This window comes from Nocardioides sp. GXQ0305, assembly GCF_050880345.1.
GTDB lineage: Bacteria > Actinomycetota > Actinomycetes > Propionibacteriales > Nocardioidaceae > Nocardioides.
Genome location: NZ_JBNYXG010000002.1, coordinates 351370 through 367685, shown reverse-complemented (window position 1 = coordinate 367685; position 16316 = coordinate 351370). Strand labels below are relative to the sequence as shown.

Sequence of the window (16316 nt, the reverse complement as noted above, 5' to 3'; positions counted from 1 at the left end):
AGCGAGGTGGATCGGGAGGAAGGTGCGAAGGTCAATGGTGGCGCGGGAAGGGATGTCGATGAGATCTACTCCGCCGGATCGAGTAGACGCCCGGCATCGTCACGGGGTCGATCGGCGCGGGCGCGCTCAGGAACGGAGGGCGCGGCGAAGGGCGTCTGGGAGTTCGCGGTGCCAGATGACGGCGAGCTCCTTGTTGGCGCGGGTGAGGCTTGTGTAGAGCGGGCCCGTGCGGCCGAGGTTGGCGGGGAACGCTCCAGGCTCGATGACCACCACAGCGTCGAACTCCAGCCCGCGGGCGCTCTCTGGCACGTGGAGGCGCAGAGCCAAATCCCCCTTGGTCCAGTGTTGCTGGCTGGCGCCTGGGCGGCGCCAGCCCTTGCGGCCAAGCTCGCCGATCAGCTCGTGGTGCGTGACGGTAATGATCGCCGTAGAGCCGGTCGCGTGCTTGCGCGTGAGTTGCGTGGCGGCCTCGACCGCTGCTGAGGTCAGTTCCCCCGCCCTCGGAATGCGACGACCTTGAACCGGCTCGCCGTCGTCTTGGACTGTCTGGTTGCCGCGCTCTTTGGCGGGCAACAGTCGATCAGCGAACTTGAGAATCGCTCCCGTGGAGCGGTAGCCCCGGCTCATGACCTGCGGATCGAATTCTTCGATCTCGGAGAAGCCGAGGTGTTCGGCGATCTGCTTCCATGATCCGTAGGTGACATCGGATCGGCGCTGGTTCATGTCGCCAACCAACGTCCAGTGGCCGCCGCGCCGCACGAACTCGAGCAGGAAGGTCCATTCGATGGGCGAGATGTCCTGGGCCTCGTCGACAATGATGTGGTCGAACCGCTCGGCGTCGGAGATCTGTACCGCTGCGAGTTTGCATTGGGCCATTAGTGGCAGCAGGCGTCGCTGGGTGGCGTTCTCGAAGGATGGGAGCCGCTTCATCCACTGGATCTCATCGGGATCGGTGGAGAGTGGACGGCTCGTGGTGCCGTTACTGCGGAGCAGCTCGTAGAGCGCCTTGATCGGGTCGCGGTTCCCCTGCTTCGGCTTCCTCGGACCGCTGCGCAGTGCTGTTGAGGGCAGCTGGACCTGGTGACGATTCTCGGAGCGACGCAGTGCGGCGCCGGCTCGGCGGACGAGTTCCGCAGCGCGCTGGTCGACGTCGTCGTACGCGCCGGCGAGTCCGCCACTCCACGTGCCCTTCATCCCGGTCGTCTCGATGAGGAACTCGGTGATGCTGGTGACCTTGACCTGCTTGGCTGGCGCGAGCGGCTCGATGAGGCCTCGGACGTGGTTGACGTAGCCCGTGGTGGGGCCGACGACGAGCACGCGGAGCGGCCGATCAGCACGGGATGAGAACACGCCACCTTCATCGTAGAGGGCGGGGTTGACGAGGTAGGCGGCGCGGTAGGCAGCGACGACGGTCTTTCCAGTTCCGGGGTGACCTTGGACCACAAGGTCTTGGTCGGCCGGCCAGGAGGTGAGCGCGTGTTGGTCGGGCTGGAGGAGGGCGAGCACGGACATGAGGCGCTCCTGGCGGGGGGCCGTGACGCGCTTGAGGACGGCCTGCTTCGCGCGCATGCCGATGCTGATGTCCTCGATCCTGCGCACCCGGACCGTCTTCGTGTCGGGGCGAGCCGACTCCGGGGTCTCAGGGCTTGTGGCCTGCGGAGTCGGTGAGCCCGGCACGGGACTTGGCGGAAGGGGAGTGGGCGTCGGTGGCTGTGCCGGAGTACGGCGACGGATCGATGGCCCTGGCGCCGGCGCGGGGACATTCAATTCGCGTCGGACGAAGGGCGAGGGTGCTCCCTCCTTGGCCCATTCGTCATCGAGGTCGCTGACCTCGATGTTCTTGTGAGAGAAGGTCCGACGGACCACGACGTGCTCCGAGCCCTCGCAGTCGGGCTGGAAAAAGAGTCGCGCAATCGGCGCCGCCCAGCTGTAGACCAGCACGTCGCCGTCATCGATGTACCGGGAGCCGATGTAGAAGTCACGCAGGTCCTCCTCAGCGGCATCGCCGCATCCGACTCTGCCGAGGAGTGGGTGGTGGTAGCCGGCGACCTTGATCTGGTGGTCAACCTGATCGATCCAGATCACGTTGCGGGCAACGGCCTGAAGCGGGTTGCGTGCCAGTTTCCGCTCGAGCTTCTCCAGGTACTCCTTGTTCTTGGCTTGCTCGAACGGCAGGTCGGGATGCGTCGCCAACTAGCCCACCTCCACCACACAGACCGCGAGGTCATCTGTGGTCAGCGACGGGGCGGCGGCGCCGTCGAGTGTGGCCAGCTGCCCCTCGAACCGGGCCACTTCCTTGCGACGCTTGCCCTCCGCGAGCGGAATCATCTTGGTCCGGTTGCGCTCGATCAGCGTCTGGAGCCGCTTGTCGATGGCCCTCAGTCGGCGTTCATGCACGTCCTTGAAGGACGCGCGCCGGGTTTCGATGAAAGCGTGGTTCTCCAGCGCTAGGTCGGTGCGTCGCGTTGCCACTCGTGCCTCCAGGTTCATCGTGGCGAGATCGACGGCTTCGACCAGATTCGGATGATCCCTGAGCGGGCCGGCCTGGTACGAGGCCGTGGCCAACTCCTTCATGATGGCCGAGCCAAGGGAATCACCGACATCCGACAGTTTCCGGAGATCGATGCTGGAGGACCAGACCTCATGGATGGGGCGAACGCCGTTCCAGTGCACGACGGCGAGCAGGGAGAGGTAGATGCCCGCCGGCACGCCAGCAGTGGCGGGCGGCATTCGCAGCAGAGTGAACCTCCCGTGCCTATGGCCAGGCGTCCCGACGGCGGCGCGGGTGAGTGGATGGGTTGCGGTGAGCAGTGGGATGTCGGTGATCCGGGACTGTTCTTGGTCCAGAGACACGATGAGGTCTTGTCCGTCGCGCAACTGTGAGGCGACTTCCTGTACTTCTGTGGCACGGCGCTCTCCGGTGCGGACCAGTGCCTGGACATGGTCGGCGAGCTCTTCGTTGCCACGGACTCGCAAGGTGGTCTTCTCGCGCCCGACAGACCCTCCGAACGTCTCGGCCCAGTCCTGCACGAGGAGTCCGAGCTCGGCTTGGCCCACGTAGCGGCCGCTGGCGAGAAGATCCCTTTCGAGGCCGTCGATATCGGCTCCGTCGCTGCTGATGAGCATCGGGGCTGCGGACTCGATGAACTCGCGGTCCTGTGCCTGCTGTTCTATGGCTTGGATCATCTGATCGGCGCGGAGGCGGCGCTGTTCGGGGTCCAGGGAGAAGTCGAACAGCAGGCGCTCGACGCTCTTCCATTCGGACTCGATGATCGGCTCGAGCTCGCCGATGGAGTGCTCGAAGACCTGGATCCGGTCCATGACGCGCTCGATGATGTCGGATTCGATGGTGCCTGGAGTGTGGAAGTTGAGGACGCCGATCTTCTTCTCGACCTGCCCGATGCGGTCGATACGGCCGATGCGCTGCTCCACCTCCATTGGGTTCCACGGCAGGTCGTAGTTGATGACGGCGGAGCAGAACTCGAAGTCCAGACCTTCGCTCGCGACCTTGCTTGCCAACAGGAGGTCGAAGTGTCCCCTTCGGAAGTCATACATGATCCGTTCGCGTCGGTGCTTCGGCACCCCGCCGTGGAGCATGCCGATTCGGAAGTCCCGCCCGAGACGCTGCTCTAGGTATCGCAGGGTCCTCCGCGAGAAGGTGAACAGAATGGCCTGCTTGCCCTGGCGCATCAGGTCGGTGAGCGCCGCGCCGAGCTGGTCGTACTTGGTGTCCGTCTTGAGGTTTTGCGCGAGCCGAACGAGGGTCGTCCCAGGGGCGATGTCTGACGACTTCGTCGCGGGTACGTCGGCCGAGTCTTCGACCTCGACGTCCGGCTTCTTTCCCCACTCAAGCACGTACCTCGCCGCCTCGGGAAGGCAGCTGCCGGCTAGGCGCAGGGGCATCTGCATCGCGAAATGCAGGGGCATGTCGGCCATAGTGGCGCGCTCCACACACCACTCGTAGTACGCCTCGTAGAACGCAGCCTCGCTTGGATTGAAGTCGACCGGGATGCGTCGGGGCTCGCGCAGCGGCTTCTCCTCCTGCACGTCGACCTTGCGCGTACGGGTGATCTGGGCCGAGAGGCCGTGCAACTCGGCACAGAGACGCTTGACCGCGACGGCGCCGGCGGCGTCCAGCGTCTCAGCTTCGAGAACGTCCTGGAGCACCTTGTAGTCCGGCCGCAAGGTGAGGATGAAGCCGAACGTGTCCTGCTCAAGTTCCTGGAGCCAAGCGCGCCTATCCGCGTTGGTCACGCTCGGATCAGTCAACGACCGGGTGATCCTGTGGAGCACCGAGTTAGGGGCGATGCGTCGTTCAAGGGACTCGACGTCGTCGAACTCGCCCGGGACGAGGAGCGAGAGCAGGTTGAAGAGGTCGCGGTTTCGCAGGTTGACCGGTGTCGCAGACAGCATCACGAGAGCGTCGGACCAGTCCTGGATCTGCTCGCCCAGCTCGAAGCTCTTGGTGTCGGAGTTTCGAAACGCGTGGGCCTCGTCGATGATCGAGAGGTCGAACTGCAGACCGAGCTCGGTGGCTCGTTCGATGCCGTCCCAGACGCGGAGGCGCTCAATGCTGCTGATGTACGCGACCCGGCGCGGGACACGATCGGTCTCAAGCCGGTCGAGAAGATCTGCCAGACCGGCGTTATCCAGCTCGACGAGGATGAACCCGAAACGGTCCTCCATCTCGCGCTTCCACTTTTCGACCAAGGAGCTGGGGCATACGACGAGGACTCGGTCGGCCTGGCGCCGGGCCTCCATCTCGGTCCAGACGAGGCCGGCCTCGATTGTCTTTCCAAGGCCGACCTCGTCGGCGATCAGCAGCCGCAGCGTTCCGGTGTCGAGGAGCTTTTGCACCGGCTTGAACTGATACGGCCGGAACAAGGTGCGCGTCGCCCGGAACGAGAACATCGTGTCGGTGAAGTTGCCTTCGAGCTTTGCCCGGGTGAGGGTCGCCGCGAAGCGCTTGGGGGCCACCGGGGGACCCGTGACCCACGTGGAGGCGTCGTCGATCATCGGCCGTGCTTGGAGGTCTTGCTCATTGCGTCGTACGACCTGGCCACCGGAGAAGACCTGATACAGCCAGCTCCCTCCGACGTAGCGCCGGTTGGGACGAACTACTCCGTCCTTACCGTCCCCACTGACGATGACGTCCTGTCCGACGGAGAAGGCCGGCATGGCGACGGGTGTGGCCATGTCCCACGACGAGTCGACCCATCCAAGTGCGTTGTCCAGCGCCGAGCCGGGCGGGATCTGGTCGGGGTCGAGTGACGTGCTGGCGCCTGGCGATCCGCCGTTGGAGACCGAGAGCGCGATGGAGGGGCTGACGCCGGAGAACCAGTAGATGCCCTGCGGGAGTTCGACAGGGGGTTCCGGGACAACACGGGTCTCGGACACCAGGTCCACTACGTCGGGCACACCGGGACCAAAGACGAGGAGTTGTTCGAACCCGCCAGCGCGCAGGATCGAGTCGAGGTCGGTGGTCACCGGGTGGTACCCGTGGGTGGAGCGGAGAACGGCGGAGCCGGGTGCAGTCATGACTAGCCGCCCATGAAGACTTCGTCGACGAGTTGCTCGATCTCCGCGGACGAGATGGATCCGTTGGGGCCGTCCACGGTGACAATCAACGTGCCCTCGGGATCCTCGCCCGGGCCGGTGCCCCGCTTCATGATGCCGTGGGAGGTGTACCAAGCCTTCTTCGCTTTCCACTTTCGGCGGTACCAGGCGTTGTTGAGCATGCCGAGGTGCTCCCAGTAGAAGGTTTCACCAGTGTCTGCGTCTTCGACCGTGAAGTCGGGGAGTCTCTTCGCGTCCCCGATGACGAGTTCCCGCTCGTACACGAAGTCGATGCCCTTCGAGTACAGCAGGTCGGCGATGATGACCTCGGACTTCGAGCGGACGTGGATGCCTTTGCGGGTGTGATGAATCAGCCCCTCCTCCATGAAGCGGCCATCGATCTCGACTGGCTTCGGGGCGTTGAAGAGGTTCGTGACGCGGGCCGCAGTTTCGGAGTACTTCGGCGACGTGAGGTCACGGAGTTCGGCGAGGTCGCCCTGCATGAAGAGGACAACTCTCTGCTGCTGCCGGGTGAGCGCTGTGTAGAGCAGTTCCCGGGTTAGCAGGCGGCACGGACTCGGAATGACGACGAAGGTCGTGCCGAACTCGCTTCCTTGGGATTTGTGCACCGTGATGGCGTAGGCCAGCTCCAGGATTGGGCTGCCATCGTCATTCCCGAACTCCCACTTTCGGAACTTGTAGGCGATCTCGGGCTGAGTGGCGAAGGCTACTTCCCACTGGTTGAGCGAGACCTTGGAGCCGCGCCGCTTGAACGCTCCGGTCACGACGCCGATCTCGCCGTTGGCAACGTAAGCGAGTGCATCGTCCTTTTGCGGCCAGAACTTGTGTCGCGACTTGTTTCGGACGTTGATCACCTTGTCGCCGTAGACGATGTCCTGCGGTCCTACCGGCTCGGGGATCCTCCGCTTCCAGAAGACCGGTTCGTTGGCGAGGTCAAGCATTGCGCTGCGATACGTGCGTTGGAGGAGGCGGTTGAGTTCGTTCACCCCGCCCGCCTCCCCTCGGATCGGCGAGAGGATCTGCCACGCCTCGACTTTCGCGGCACTGCTGATGTTGAAGTACACGTACTCGCCGCTGACTGAACCGCCGTACGACGACTGAAAGCCGAGCGCGTCGTCGGCGTCGGTCATCTCCGTCAGCGAGGCGGCGAGCTCAGACTTCAGTAGTGCGTGAAGTTCCTCGGATGTCGTCCATTGCCTGACCGATAGCGACCCGAGGTCGCTCGATCTCCCGAGCTCGTCCCAGATGCTGTCGCCGCCTGGCGGGATCGCCATCCCCGAGAACCAGTCCGCAAGGACCAGGTCCGGCCGCTCGCCGCCAGCAGCCTCGGTCAGGAGCTGGCGCCGCCTCACTGTGAGTTCCGCGTACGAGGAGCCGACGAGGGGGAACCCCGCGACGCCACCGGTGTCACGCATGTGCTCAACGATGTCGACGAAGGGCCGCCCGACTCCGATCGGCGGCAGTTGGCGTGGGTCCCCGACGAGGATGAGTCGCTCGTATCCTTCGAGCCCGTCGAGGAGAGCGTCGAGTTGCTCTTCGGTGAGCATGGAGCACTCGTCTACGACCACCGTGGAGTAGCCGCTGACCTTCGCCTGGTTGCTTCGCAGGTACCGCCCGGTGTTGGGGTCGTAGCGGCCGGAGCGAACGAGCAACTGGGCGAGGGTAAAGGCCTTCTGCCCAATCGCAGTTTGCATGCGCACTCGCGCCTTCCCGGTCGGGGCCAGCAGAAGTACGCCGCGTCGTTCGACCTCCGGCAAACCGCAGAGCGCACGCAAAAGCGTTGTCTTCCCGGTGCCAGCCGGACCAATCAGTACCGAGATTCGTGATTTCGCCAGGACCTCAAGTGCGGCGGCCTTTTCCTGGCGCGCCAGCGCCTCATCTGGATCGTCCTTGGCCGATGCCCCAAGGAGCGAGTTGATGACCTTGGGCCAGTCGGCGTCCACTTGGAGGCCCTTCGCACCAGCGCGCTTGCGGACGAGGGTGGCGATCTTGACCCGGCTGGCCGCGAGCCGATTCAACTGGTAGGCCGCGGCTCCGTCGGCCATGGTGGTCACGGTGATCTCGGGTCCGAAGGTTTCCTCCGCAACCGCGACGATGTCGCTTGTCAGCGGGCAGGGTGGGTCGATCGCCTTGTCGCGGATGGCCTGGACGACGGAGCTCTGGGCCTGGAGGGAGTGGCCGCTGTCGGCGGCGCGCTCAAGTTCCGAGATCGTCAGGGCGCGGACTCGGCGCTCGTCCAAAGCGTCGTCAACCCGTGACGGGGCATCCAACGGGAAACGCTCGCGAATCTTGGGGACCGGGAACACTCCACGATCGATCGTGGTCAACGCTATGGCGTCTGGGCTGAACCGATCGACCTCGTACAACCGATACGGGTTTGCGAGCAGCTCGTGATCGGCGTCTTCGATCCTCGCCTTCGAACGCTCGGTGTCGACGTACATCCGCTTCGCCTGTTCGATCGTCAGGTCGAAGCGCGACACGAGCTTGAGGAGATCGCGCCGGGTGTCTGGTAGCGACGACCAGACCTTTCGAAGCATCTCGCTGGGTCGTGGTGCGATCTCGGGGTGCCGAGCCGGGTCTTTGAACACCGCGTCGACGACGTCCCAAGGGTCGTCGTTATCACCGGTCGCAGAGCGAATCGTGTGCGAGAACAGGACGCCCTGCGGCATGCCGAATGCAGTGAGCGCCGCCCCCAGACCCGGGTATCCGCCGCGCGCGTCCCACACTTCGGCAACGCGGTCGCTGAGCCAACTCTTGACGCCGTCCCAGTCGCCGGGAACCAAGGTCGCGAACCGGTCGAGGCTCTGGACCACCTGCAGAAGAAGGCTTAGGGCCGCGTCGTGGGTCACGTGCTCAGTGGCGTACGAAAACTGTGTCGTGAACTCATCCGGAACATGGACGACGTAGTCCCTGGGATGGATCGATCCGGACTTTCCGAGCTCCAGGAGGGCGTGGTAAGGCAGAAGGAAGCCGTCCTGCATGGTCGGCCGGATTGAGTGCTCGACCGGGGTTTCCCATGTGACTGACCCGAATCCACCGGAGGTGTTCCCGTAGGGCTGACTACCGGACACTGCAGAGACGCGGCCGACACCGATGAGCGCGCGCCTCGGGTCATCAGAGAGAGGCGTCTCCTTGGCGTAGAAGAACGCCAAGGAAGCACCGGGCCGAACCGCGCTGAAGAACGTGTCGAGCATCGCTCGTTGGTTGCGTTCGTGCTGGATCCACGCAGGTGATTTCAGGTTTGCTTCTGTGTCGACGTGCTCTTCCAGGCGTGCTTCGTAGTCGATGTCCAGCGCATCGGCGAGGTCAATCGCGTTCTCGCGCAGCATCCAACGGAAGGGCACGCAGTCCGCTGAGTATGCCGGGAGTGAGAGCCACACCGGCTGGAACTTCTTGTAGGTCTCATTCCAATCGGAGTATGGGTGTCGCTTCAGGACTCGTCGGTCCGAGGCCGACATGAAGCCAGCGCGCTCCGCGTGGCAAGGCGGCAACTCCGCAGCATCAAGCTCGGACCAGAGCTTGCCCGCATTGGCAATCTCCAAGGCATCGTTTCGCTCTGCAGCCACCCGCGACAAGCGGAGGCAGGAACCGTTGTTCGCTGGGTCCACGCAGATGCTTCCTGTCCAACCGGAGTCGTGCCAAGGAACCCTGATCGACAGGTGCTGATACGGCATCGCCCGTGCCGACGACGTCATGCGACCTCCTCCGGGACTGCGGTCTGCTTGATGTGGTGGAGCGTGTCGACGATGACGTCGACGTCGGCGTCGGGGAAGAAGTAGTCGGGGCCAGTCGGAGCATGGTCGGTGTACGGCGACTCGAAGAGGCGGGCCGGCTCCATGACGCCGTTCTTCGTCAGCTCGTCCACGATGAGGTTGACGAAGCGGATCTGGTCGGCCGAGAAGGCGGTGCCGTCGAGGTACTTCTCGAAGGCCTCTATGGCGGCGGCCCGGTCTAGGCCCACGAGGTGACGGACGAAGATCCCGAGGCCCCCGCCCTGCTCGGTCGCCCAGGCGATGTCGACCTGCTGACCGCCGGAGGCGACGAGCATCTGCTCCAGCTCCGTCAGATCCTCGGGCGTGAGCTGCTTGTTCCGGCGCAGGCGCTGGAGGGCGAGGTTGTCGAGGTGCTCGCGTAGGTAGGCCTCGGCCTTGGCGCGGAAGCGCTCGAAGTTGGTGCCGGGCGTGACGCGGGGGAGCACGACCTCGACTCCTTCGCCCAGGGTGTCCTCGAAGTCGGTGTAGATCGGATTGCGGGGCGTCTTCTCGATGAAGCGGGCCAGGCCGCGGATGCGGAGCCGCGCGAGTTCCAGCATCGGCAGGGTGACATCGATCCACCACTCGTCACCGGCCACCGACTCCAACAGGACGGCCTGCTCGGCGATGCTCGGGATCGTGGTCTTGCCGAGCAGGGCCGCGGCGATGCGCTGCACCGTCTCGCGCAGCCGTTCGGCCAGGACGGCGTCGCCGTCGAGCTGGGCAAGCTGGCGGCGCAGGATGAGCAGGTCGAAGCGCTTTGCGTCCTCGTCGTCGTCCCGGACGGACGACGGCAGTCCGGCGAGCGTGAGCAGCCCCTCGGAGTCCTCCGGCACGATGCTGCTCCAGGCCTCGGCCGACGCGTACTTCTCGACCAACCGGCGGTGCGGGCGGACCACGAAGTTCTCGAGGTTCATACCAGCGACAACCTCGTGCAGAGTCTCTTTCGTGGACGACCGGAGCTCAGGCTCGGCGTCGCCGAGGGCGATCACGAGTCCAAGCCGCGCCTCGAAGAGCCGCTGCGACAGCGACTTCTGGATCTGGCCCTGCGAGCCGGGCAGGTCCTGGCTGAAGTACTCGAGGTTGCCGCAGAAGTCGAAGACGAGGAAGTCCTGCTTGTCCTCGCCGGGATCGAACAGGTCGGGGCACAGGCGCGTGCCGCGGCCGATCATCTGCCAGAACTTCGACTTCGAGCGGACCATCTTGAAGAACACGAGGTTGACGACCTCGGGTACGTCGATGCCGGTGTCGAGCATGTCGACGCTGATCGCGATGTGCGGCGCCTTGTCCTTGATCGAGAAGTCGTCGATCAAGGACTGGGCGTACGGCGTGCCGTGGGTGATGACGCGGGCGAAGTGGCCGACGAGCTCGGGGTAGGCGAGGTTGAAGCGCTTCTCGATGAACTCCGCGTGCTTCTGGCTCTTGGCGAAGATGATCGTCTTGCCTAGTCGATCGCCGCCCGCGACCTTGTACCCCTGCATCATCAGGGTCTCGAGGACCTTGTCGACGGTGTCCTCGTTGAACAGGAACCGGTTGAGCTCCTCGGCACCGACCTCGTCGGGCGGGCCGTCCTCACCCCAGTCCAGCGCATCCCACTGGTCCTTCTCCTGCTCGGTGAGGTCGTCGTACTTGATGCCCGAGCGGAGGAACTGGGTGCCCACGCTGATGCCCTTCGGGGGCACGAGGTAGCCCGCATCGACGGCCTCGTCCAACGAGTAGTTATCGGTGGGGACGCCGTCCTCGAGATGGAACAGCCGGTAGGTGTTGTGGTCGACCTCGTCCTTCGGGGTCGCAGTCAGGCCGACCAGATGTGAGTCGAAGTAGTCGAAGATCGCGCCGTACTTGGCATAGACGGAGCGGTGGGCCTCGTCGATGACGATCAGGTCGAAGTAGCCGGGACCGAACCGACGCAGGCCGCCGTCGACCTCGTTGATCAGATTCATCATCGTCGGGTAGGTCGACACGTAGACGCGGCCCTCGACGGCCTTCTCCGTCACGAGGTTCACTGTGGTCGAGCCGGGCAGGTGCTCCTTGAACGCGTTCGCGGCCTGGTTGACCAACGCGGTGCGGTCCGCGAGGAAGAGCACCCGCTTGACCCAGTTCGCCTTCTGCAGCAGGTCGACGAGCGCGATGGTGGTGCGGGTCTTGCCTGACCCTGTCGCCATCACCAGCAGCGCCTCGCGCTGCTTGCGGTCGAACGCGTCGCTGACCGCCTTGATCGCCCGGACCTGGTAGGGCCGACCGGCAATGTCGGTGTTCACCGGAGCGCTCGACAATGGCAGCTTGGTCCGACGACGCTGGATGAGCAACTCGAGCTCGTCGCGAGTGTAGAAGCCCTGGATCTCGCGGGGCGGGTAGCCACCGGCGTCGTCCCAGATCCGGTGCTCGTAGCCGTTGGTGTAGAAGATCACCGGCCGCCGGCCGAACTGCTTCTCGAGACAGTCGGCGTACAGCTTGGCCTGCTGCTGGCCCACCTCCGGTGACTTCGCAGTGCGCTTGGCCTCCACCACGGCCAGTGGAAGGCCGTCGGCGCCCCACAGTACGTAGTCCACGAAACCCTTGCCCTCGGCGTTGGGCATGCCCGTGACCTCGAACTCGCGGTCGCGCTGCTCGGCCAGCTCCCACCCGGCCTCCTGCAGCAGGACGTCGATGAACAGGTCCCGGGCCGCGGCCTCGTCGTAGTCGCGGGTGTCTGGCGCGGCTGCCGCCTGGGCCGCGGCGATCTGCGCTTTTAGCTGCGCGATCTCTGCCGCGTGCTGAGCTAGACGTTCGTCCTTCTCCGCCAGCTCGCGGGCGTGGGCCTCGTCCTGCTCCTTGAACTTTGCAGCCAGCCGAGTGACCTCCTCGCGCGACAGCGGCGCGGCCTTGGCGGCTAGTGCAGGGTCGAACTGTGCCTGCAACGGCACCGCGTCGGGGGACGGTGAGTGGTGGTATGACGTCCACAGCACGACGTTGAACAGCTCGCGCAGCACCGCGAGCGACACGTCGGGGCGGATCTGCCGGTTCTCGTGCACCGCGGTGTTGGCGATGCGACGGATCGCGGTCAGCTTCTGCGCGATGCCCTGCGGCACCTTCGCCTTGAACGCGGGGTCACCGATCTTGGCGGCGAGGTCGTCGCGATACGGCGTCGGCAGCGACAGGACGTCGTAGAGGTAGCCGACGAGCTCCTCAACGACGCGGCGACTGTAGAAGCACGCCGAGCGAGGATCCGACGACAGGTACGACTCGGCCCGGGCGCAGTCGTCATGGACTGACGGCAGCGTCTGGCGGACGAAGTCGAAGTTCCCCATCGCAGTCGTCTACTCGCCGTCGTCGATGTTGAAGTGGACGGCCAAGCGCCCGAGGGTGAACTCCTGGCGGAGCTTGCAGGCACTGTGCTGGCTGGCGAACATCCCCTTCTCCCAGAAGGCGGCGGCCTCGGGACGGGCGTCGAGCCACTCCACGGGCACCACCCACTCGGCCATGTCGGCGTCGGCGTCGTCGAAGTGCGGGTGGGGTGTGCCGGCGAGGTCCTGCTCGGACAGCTTCACCCAGCCCTCGCCGAGCTTGACCATGGCGTCCGTCCACCGGCGCGCTGGGGCGAGGGTCCTGCCGACGGCCACGTAGCCGGTGCCGGGGAGGTTCACCCATACGCGCGCGCCTTCGGGCAGTGACCTCATCGTCTGGGAGTAGAACCTCCCGCCCCCGGCCGCGATGAAGTTGAACCGGCGTGCGTCTTCCCAGTTCCGGTTTCCGCCGTAGGAGACGTACCAGTCCAGTCCGTTCCAGGCGGCACGCTTGCCCTTTTTGCCCGCCGACGGCGCTGCCGGAGCGCCCTCCTCAGACGTGGCGAGCCATGAACGGGCGAGATAGCGACGCCCGTCGTTCTCGAGATAGGAGAAGAAGACAGCGTTGACCGGGACCCCGAAGTCACGCAGGTAGTTGACGATGCGCTCCGAGCTCGCGTCGAGCTCGGCAGCCACGATGGTGAGGCTGAGGTCGCCGTTGAGCTCGTCGGGCGGGGCGCTGCCGAAGACGTCCTCGAACGCGGCCTCGAAGGGCTGGTCAAGGTGCTTCGTTGCGATGTCGATGATGTCGTCCCGAGACAGCGTCGAGGCCCACGAGCCGTAGTCGAGCACCTGGGCGACGACCTCGCGAGGAGTCTTGTCGCGCTTGAGTTCCAGCAGGTTCAGGTTGCCGTCGGCGTCGATCGCCAGCAGGTCGAGACGCGGCCCGTACGGCGTGATCACCTCGCTGCCGATCACCAGCAGGCGGTCGCCGAGCAGGGACGGGTCGCGCTTGAGGAACTCGTGCAGGTCCTTCTCTGCGGGGAGCACGGACGTCGTCAGCGGCTTCGGCTCCTCGCCGTCGATCCGCCACATCCTCATCTCAACGGGCATCTGTCACAGCTCCCCTCGGAAGGCGCGAGACTGAAGGGAGGCGAAGAGCTGGTCGTCGGCTGCTGCTGCACGATGCGCCGCGGCGCCGTTCTCGTGGATTGCCTCTACTCGCTCGGCGAACTCGTGTTGAACGTCGAGAGATGGGATCGGGATCATGAGCGGAGCTAGATCCTGCTTGTTGAGTTGCGGGACCGTGCTGCCGCTCGTAATGGTCGACAGGTCGAACGACTTGAACCACTCGTGGAGATATCGACTGGTCAGAGATTCAGGCCGAGGCTGGACCCCCATAAGGTTCGGGTCAAGAGCGGTAGGACGCGTGGTCAGACGCTTCTTGTTGGTCGCGATCGAAGCGCCCCGCTTCGGTAACGCGACGGCTCCAGGGCCGACCGTAGAGGAGCGTGGAGTCGGCCTCGCGGACCACAGGGCTGTCGTGCGAATCTCGTCCTCGTTACCGACCGAGTTCATGTCCGAGACTTTCATCAGCAAGACACCGCCCGGCTGGTCGGCGAAGGCTTCACCTGCAGGGAGGCTTGCACCACCGAAGAAATCGGCTACTTCGCAGAGCGGCATCTGGTTCTCGTAGGGCTCCCCAAACATGTCCCGGAAGATCGACTGGGTAAGCGAGTCGAACTGGGTGATGACCTGGCGGCGCTTGGCGCGAAGGGCGTCGGCGTGGTCGAGAATCGCGGCGATGCGGCGCTGCTCAGGGAGCGGCGGCAGCGGAATATCGAGGCCTAGAAAGGCGGCTTCCTTCACGCGGTTCTGCCCTGATGCACCCGCGCTGACGCGCTCGAGGTTAGCCAGGAAGGACGGCGTCTGTACGTATCGGTTGAGGTAGCGCGCGTCCAGCCTTGCGGAATCAACGTCGAAGAGCGGGAACTCGTTGGTGACGATGACGCCGTCGAGCTCGGCTGGGACGAGGGCCATCGCGCCTCGTCGCGCCCAGATACGAGAAAACACGAACTGACCCGCCCGCCCGCGGTTGCCAGTGAATGGCTTGGGTGCCTTGCCGTCGCCAACAGTTCGCTGCACAGCGCCCTTGCCGTGGAGCTTGACCGAGATCAGTCGTGCTGTTGCAGGGTCTTCGACGCGAACCGGATCCTTGCTTGGTCGGAGGACCTCGCCCAAGGCGGTCACGTGAGCATCGCCTTCAGTTCGGCGAGACCCCTGGCAATCTCGTCTTCGAGCAGCTCGATGTCGGCGATGATCTCCAGTGGGTCGCGGTGTTCGATCTCGTCGTGGACGATCTCCTTGTAGCGGTTCAGGGAGAGGTCGTAGCCCTGGGCAACGATGTCCCCCTTGGGAACGAGGAAGGACTGGTCGGTGCGGGCTCGGTCCTTCTCATCCACGAGGTTTTCCCACCGGGCGAGCACGTCGGGGAGGTTGTTGGTCTCGACGGGGTTGCGCTTGTCGTCGAGAGAGAAGCCGTCGGCGCGAACGTCGTAGAACCAAACTTCGTCGGTGCCACCGGAGTTGGTCTTGGTGAAGCACAGGATCGCGGTCGAGACGCCGGCGTACGGGCGGAAGACGCCGGACGGGAGCTTCACGACGGCGTCGAGCTTCTGGTCTTCGACGAGGGTCTTGCGTAGCGCCTTGTGCGCCGTGCTCGATCCGAACAGGACGCCGTCGGGGACGATGACGGCGGCGCGGCCGCCGGGCTTGAGCAGCTTGAGGAACAGTGCCAGGAAGAGCAGCTCGGTCTTCTTGGTCTTGACGATCCGCTGGAGGTCCTTGGCGGTGGACTCGTAGTCGAGCGAACCCGCGAACGGTGGATTGGCGAGGATAAGCGTGTACTTGTCAGCGTCCCCGGCGGCGCCTTCAGAAAGCGAGTCGCGGTAGCGGATGTCGGGGGACTCGATGCCGTGCAGCAACATGTTCATACTGCCGATGCGGAGCATTGTGGAGTCGAAGTCGTAGCCGTGGAACATCGAGGCGTGGAAGTGCTTGCGCTGCGCAGAGTCCAGCAGCGCCTCGGCGTGGATGTCGCGGACATACTCGCTCGCGGCGACGAGGAAGCCGGCGGTGCCGCAGGCAGGGTCGCAGATCTCGTCGGACGGCTGCGGCGCGGTCATCTTCACCATGAGCTCGATGATGTGGCGCGGCGTGCGGAACTGGCCGTTCACCCCTGCGGAGGCGATTTTTGAGAGCAAGTACTCATACAGGTCGCCGTTGGTGTCGCGGTCGGCCATCGGGATGTCGTCGAGCATGTCGACGACCTTCGACAGCAGCGCCGGGGTCGGGATGGTGAAGCGGGCGTCCTTCATGTGCTCGCTGTAGGTCGTGCCGTCACCCATGCCTCGCAGGAACGGGAAGACCTCATCGGCGATGGTCTTGTGCATGACCTCAGGGGAGGCGTTCTTGAACTGGCTCCACCGCAGGTGCGCCTGGCCCGGCAGGAACACGGGGCTCTCGACGTCGGCCTTGGTGATGCGGGCCTTCTTCTCCGCCAACGTCTGGATGTCGTCGAGGCGGCGGATGAACAGCAGGTAGGTGATCTGCTCGATTACCTCGAGCGGGTTGCTGATGCCGCCCGACCAGAAGGCGTCCCAGATGCGGTCGATCTTGCTCTTCAGCTCACCCGTGATCACTGACGAAACCTTACTGACGG

7 protein-coding genes are annotated in these 16316 nt (G+C 64.9%); all 7 read right to left on the bottom strand.

Features of this window, described 5'->3' with window-relative positions; all coding sequences use genetic code 11:
- Positions 1-126: 126 nt before the first annotated feature.
- The 7 genes from ACQ1X7_RS06585 to ACQ1X7_RS06555 all read right to left on the bottom strand — a co-directional run bounded on the left by ACQ1X7_RS06585 (position 127) and on the right by ACQ1X7_RS06555 (position 16296).
- Positions 127-2193, bottom strand: coding sequence for a UvrD-helicase domain-containing protein (locus tag ACQ1X7_RS06585; RefSeq protein ID WP_432477371.1), 2067 nt, complete (start codon positions 2191-2193; stop codon positions 127-129).
- Complete coding sequence (locus ACQ1X7_RS06580; RefSeq protein ID WP_432477370.1) at positions 2194-5487, bottom strand: helicase-related protein; 3294 nt, start codon at positions 5485-5487, stop codon at positions 2194-2196.
- Between the two features lie 53 nt (positions 5488-5540).
- A complete protein-coding gene (locus ACQ1X7_RS06575) occupies positions 5541-9143 on the bottom strand; it encodes an AAA family ATPase (RefSeq protein ID WP_432477369.1) in 3603 nt (1200 codons plus the stop codon).
- A 125-nt stretch (positions 9144-9268) separates the two neighbouring features.
- Positions 9269-12619 (bottom strand): DEAD/DEAH box helicase family protein, encoded by a 3351-nt coding sequence (locus tag ACQ1X7_RS06570; RefSeq protein WP_432477368.1) that lies wholly within the window; start codon positions 12617-12619, stop codon positions 9269-9271.
- Between the two features lie 9 nt (positions 12620-12628).
- Entirely contained in the window at positions 12629-13708 is a 1080-nt protein-coding gene (locus tag ACQ1X7_RS06565; RefSeq protein ID WP_432477367.1) for a hypothetical protein, read from the bottom strand.
- A 3-nt stretch (positions 13709-13711) separates the two neighbouring features.
- Positions 13712-14845: a restriction endonuclease subunit S gene (locus ACQ1X7_RS06560; RefSeq protein ID WP_432477366.1), complete on the bottom strand. Its 1134-nt coding sequence runs from the start codon at positions 14843-14845 to the stop codon at positions 13712-13714.
- Entirely contained in the window at positions 14842-16296 is a 1455-nt protein-coding gene (locus tag ACQ1X7_RS06555) for a type I restriction-modification system subunit M (RefSeq protein WP_432477365.1), read from the bottom strand. Before ACQ1X7_RS06555 ends, ACQ1X7_RS06560 begins: the two co-directional genes overlap by 4 nt.
- Between the last annotated feature and the right edge of the window lie 20 nt (positions 16297-16316).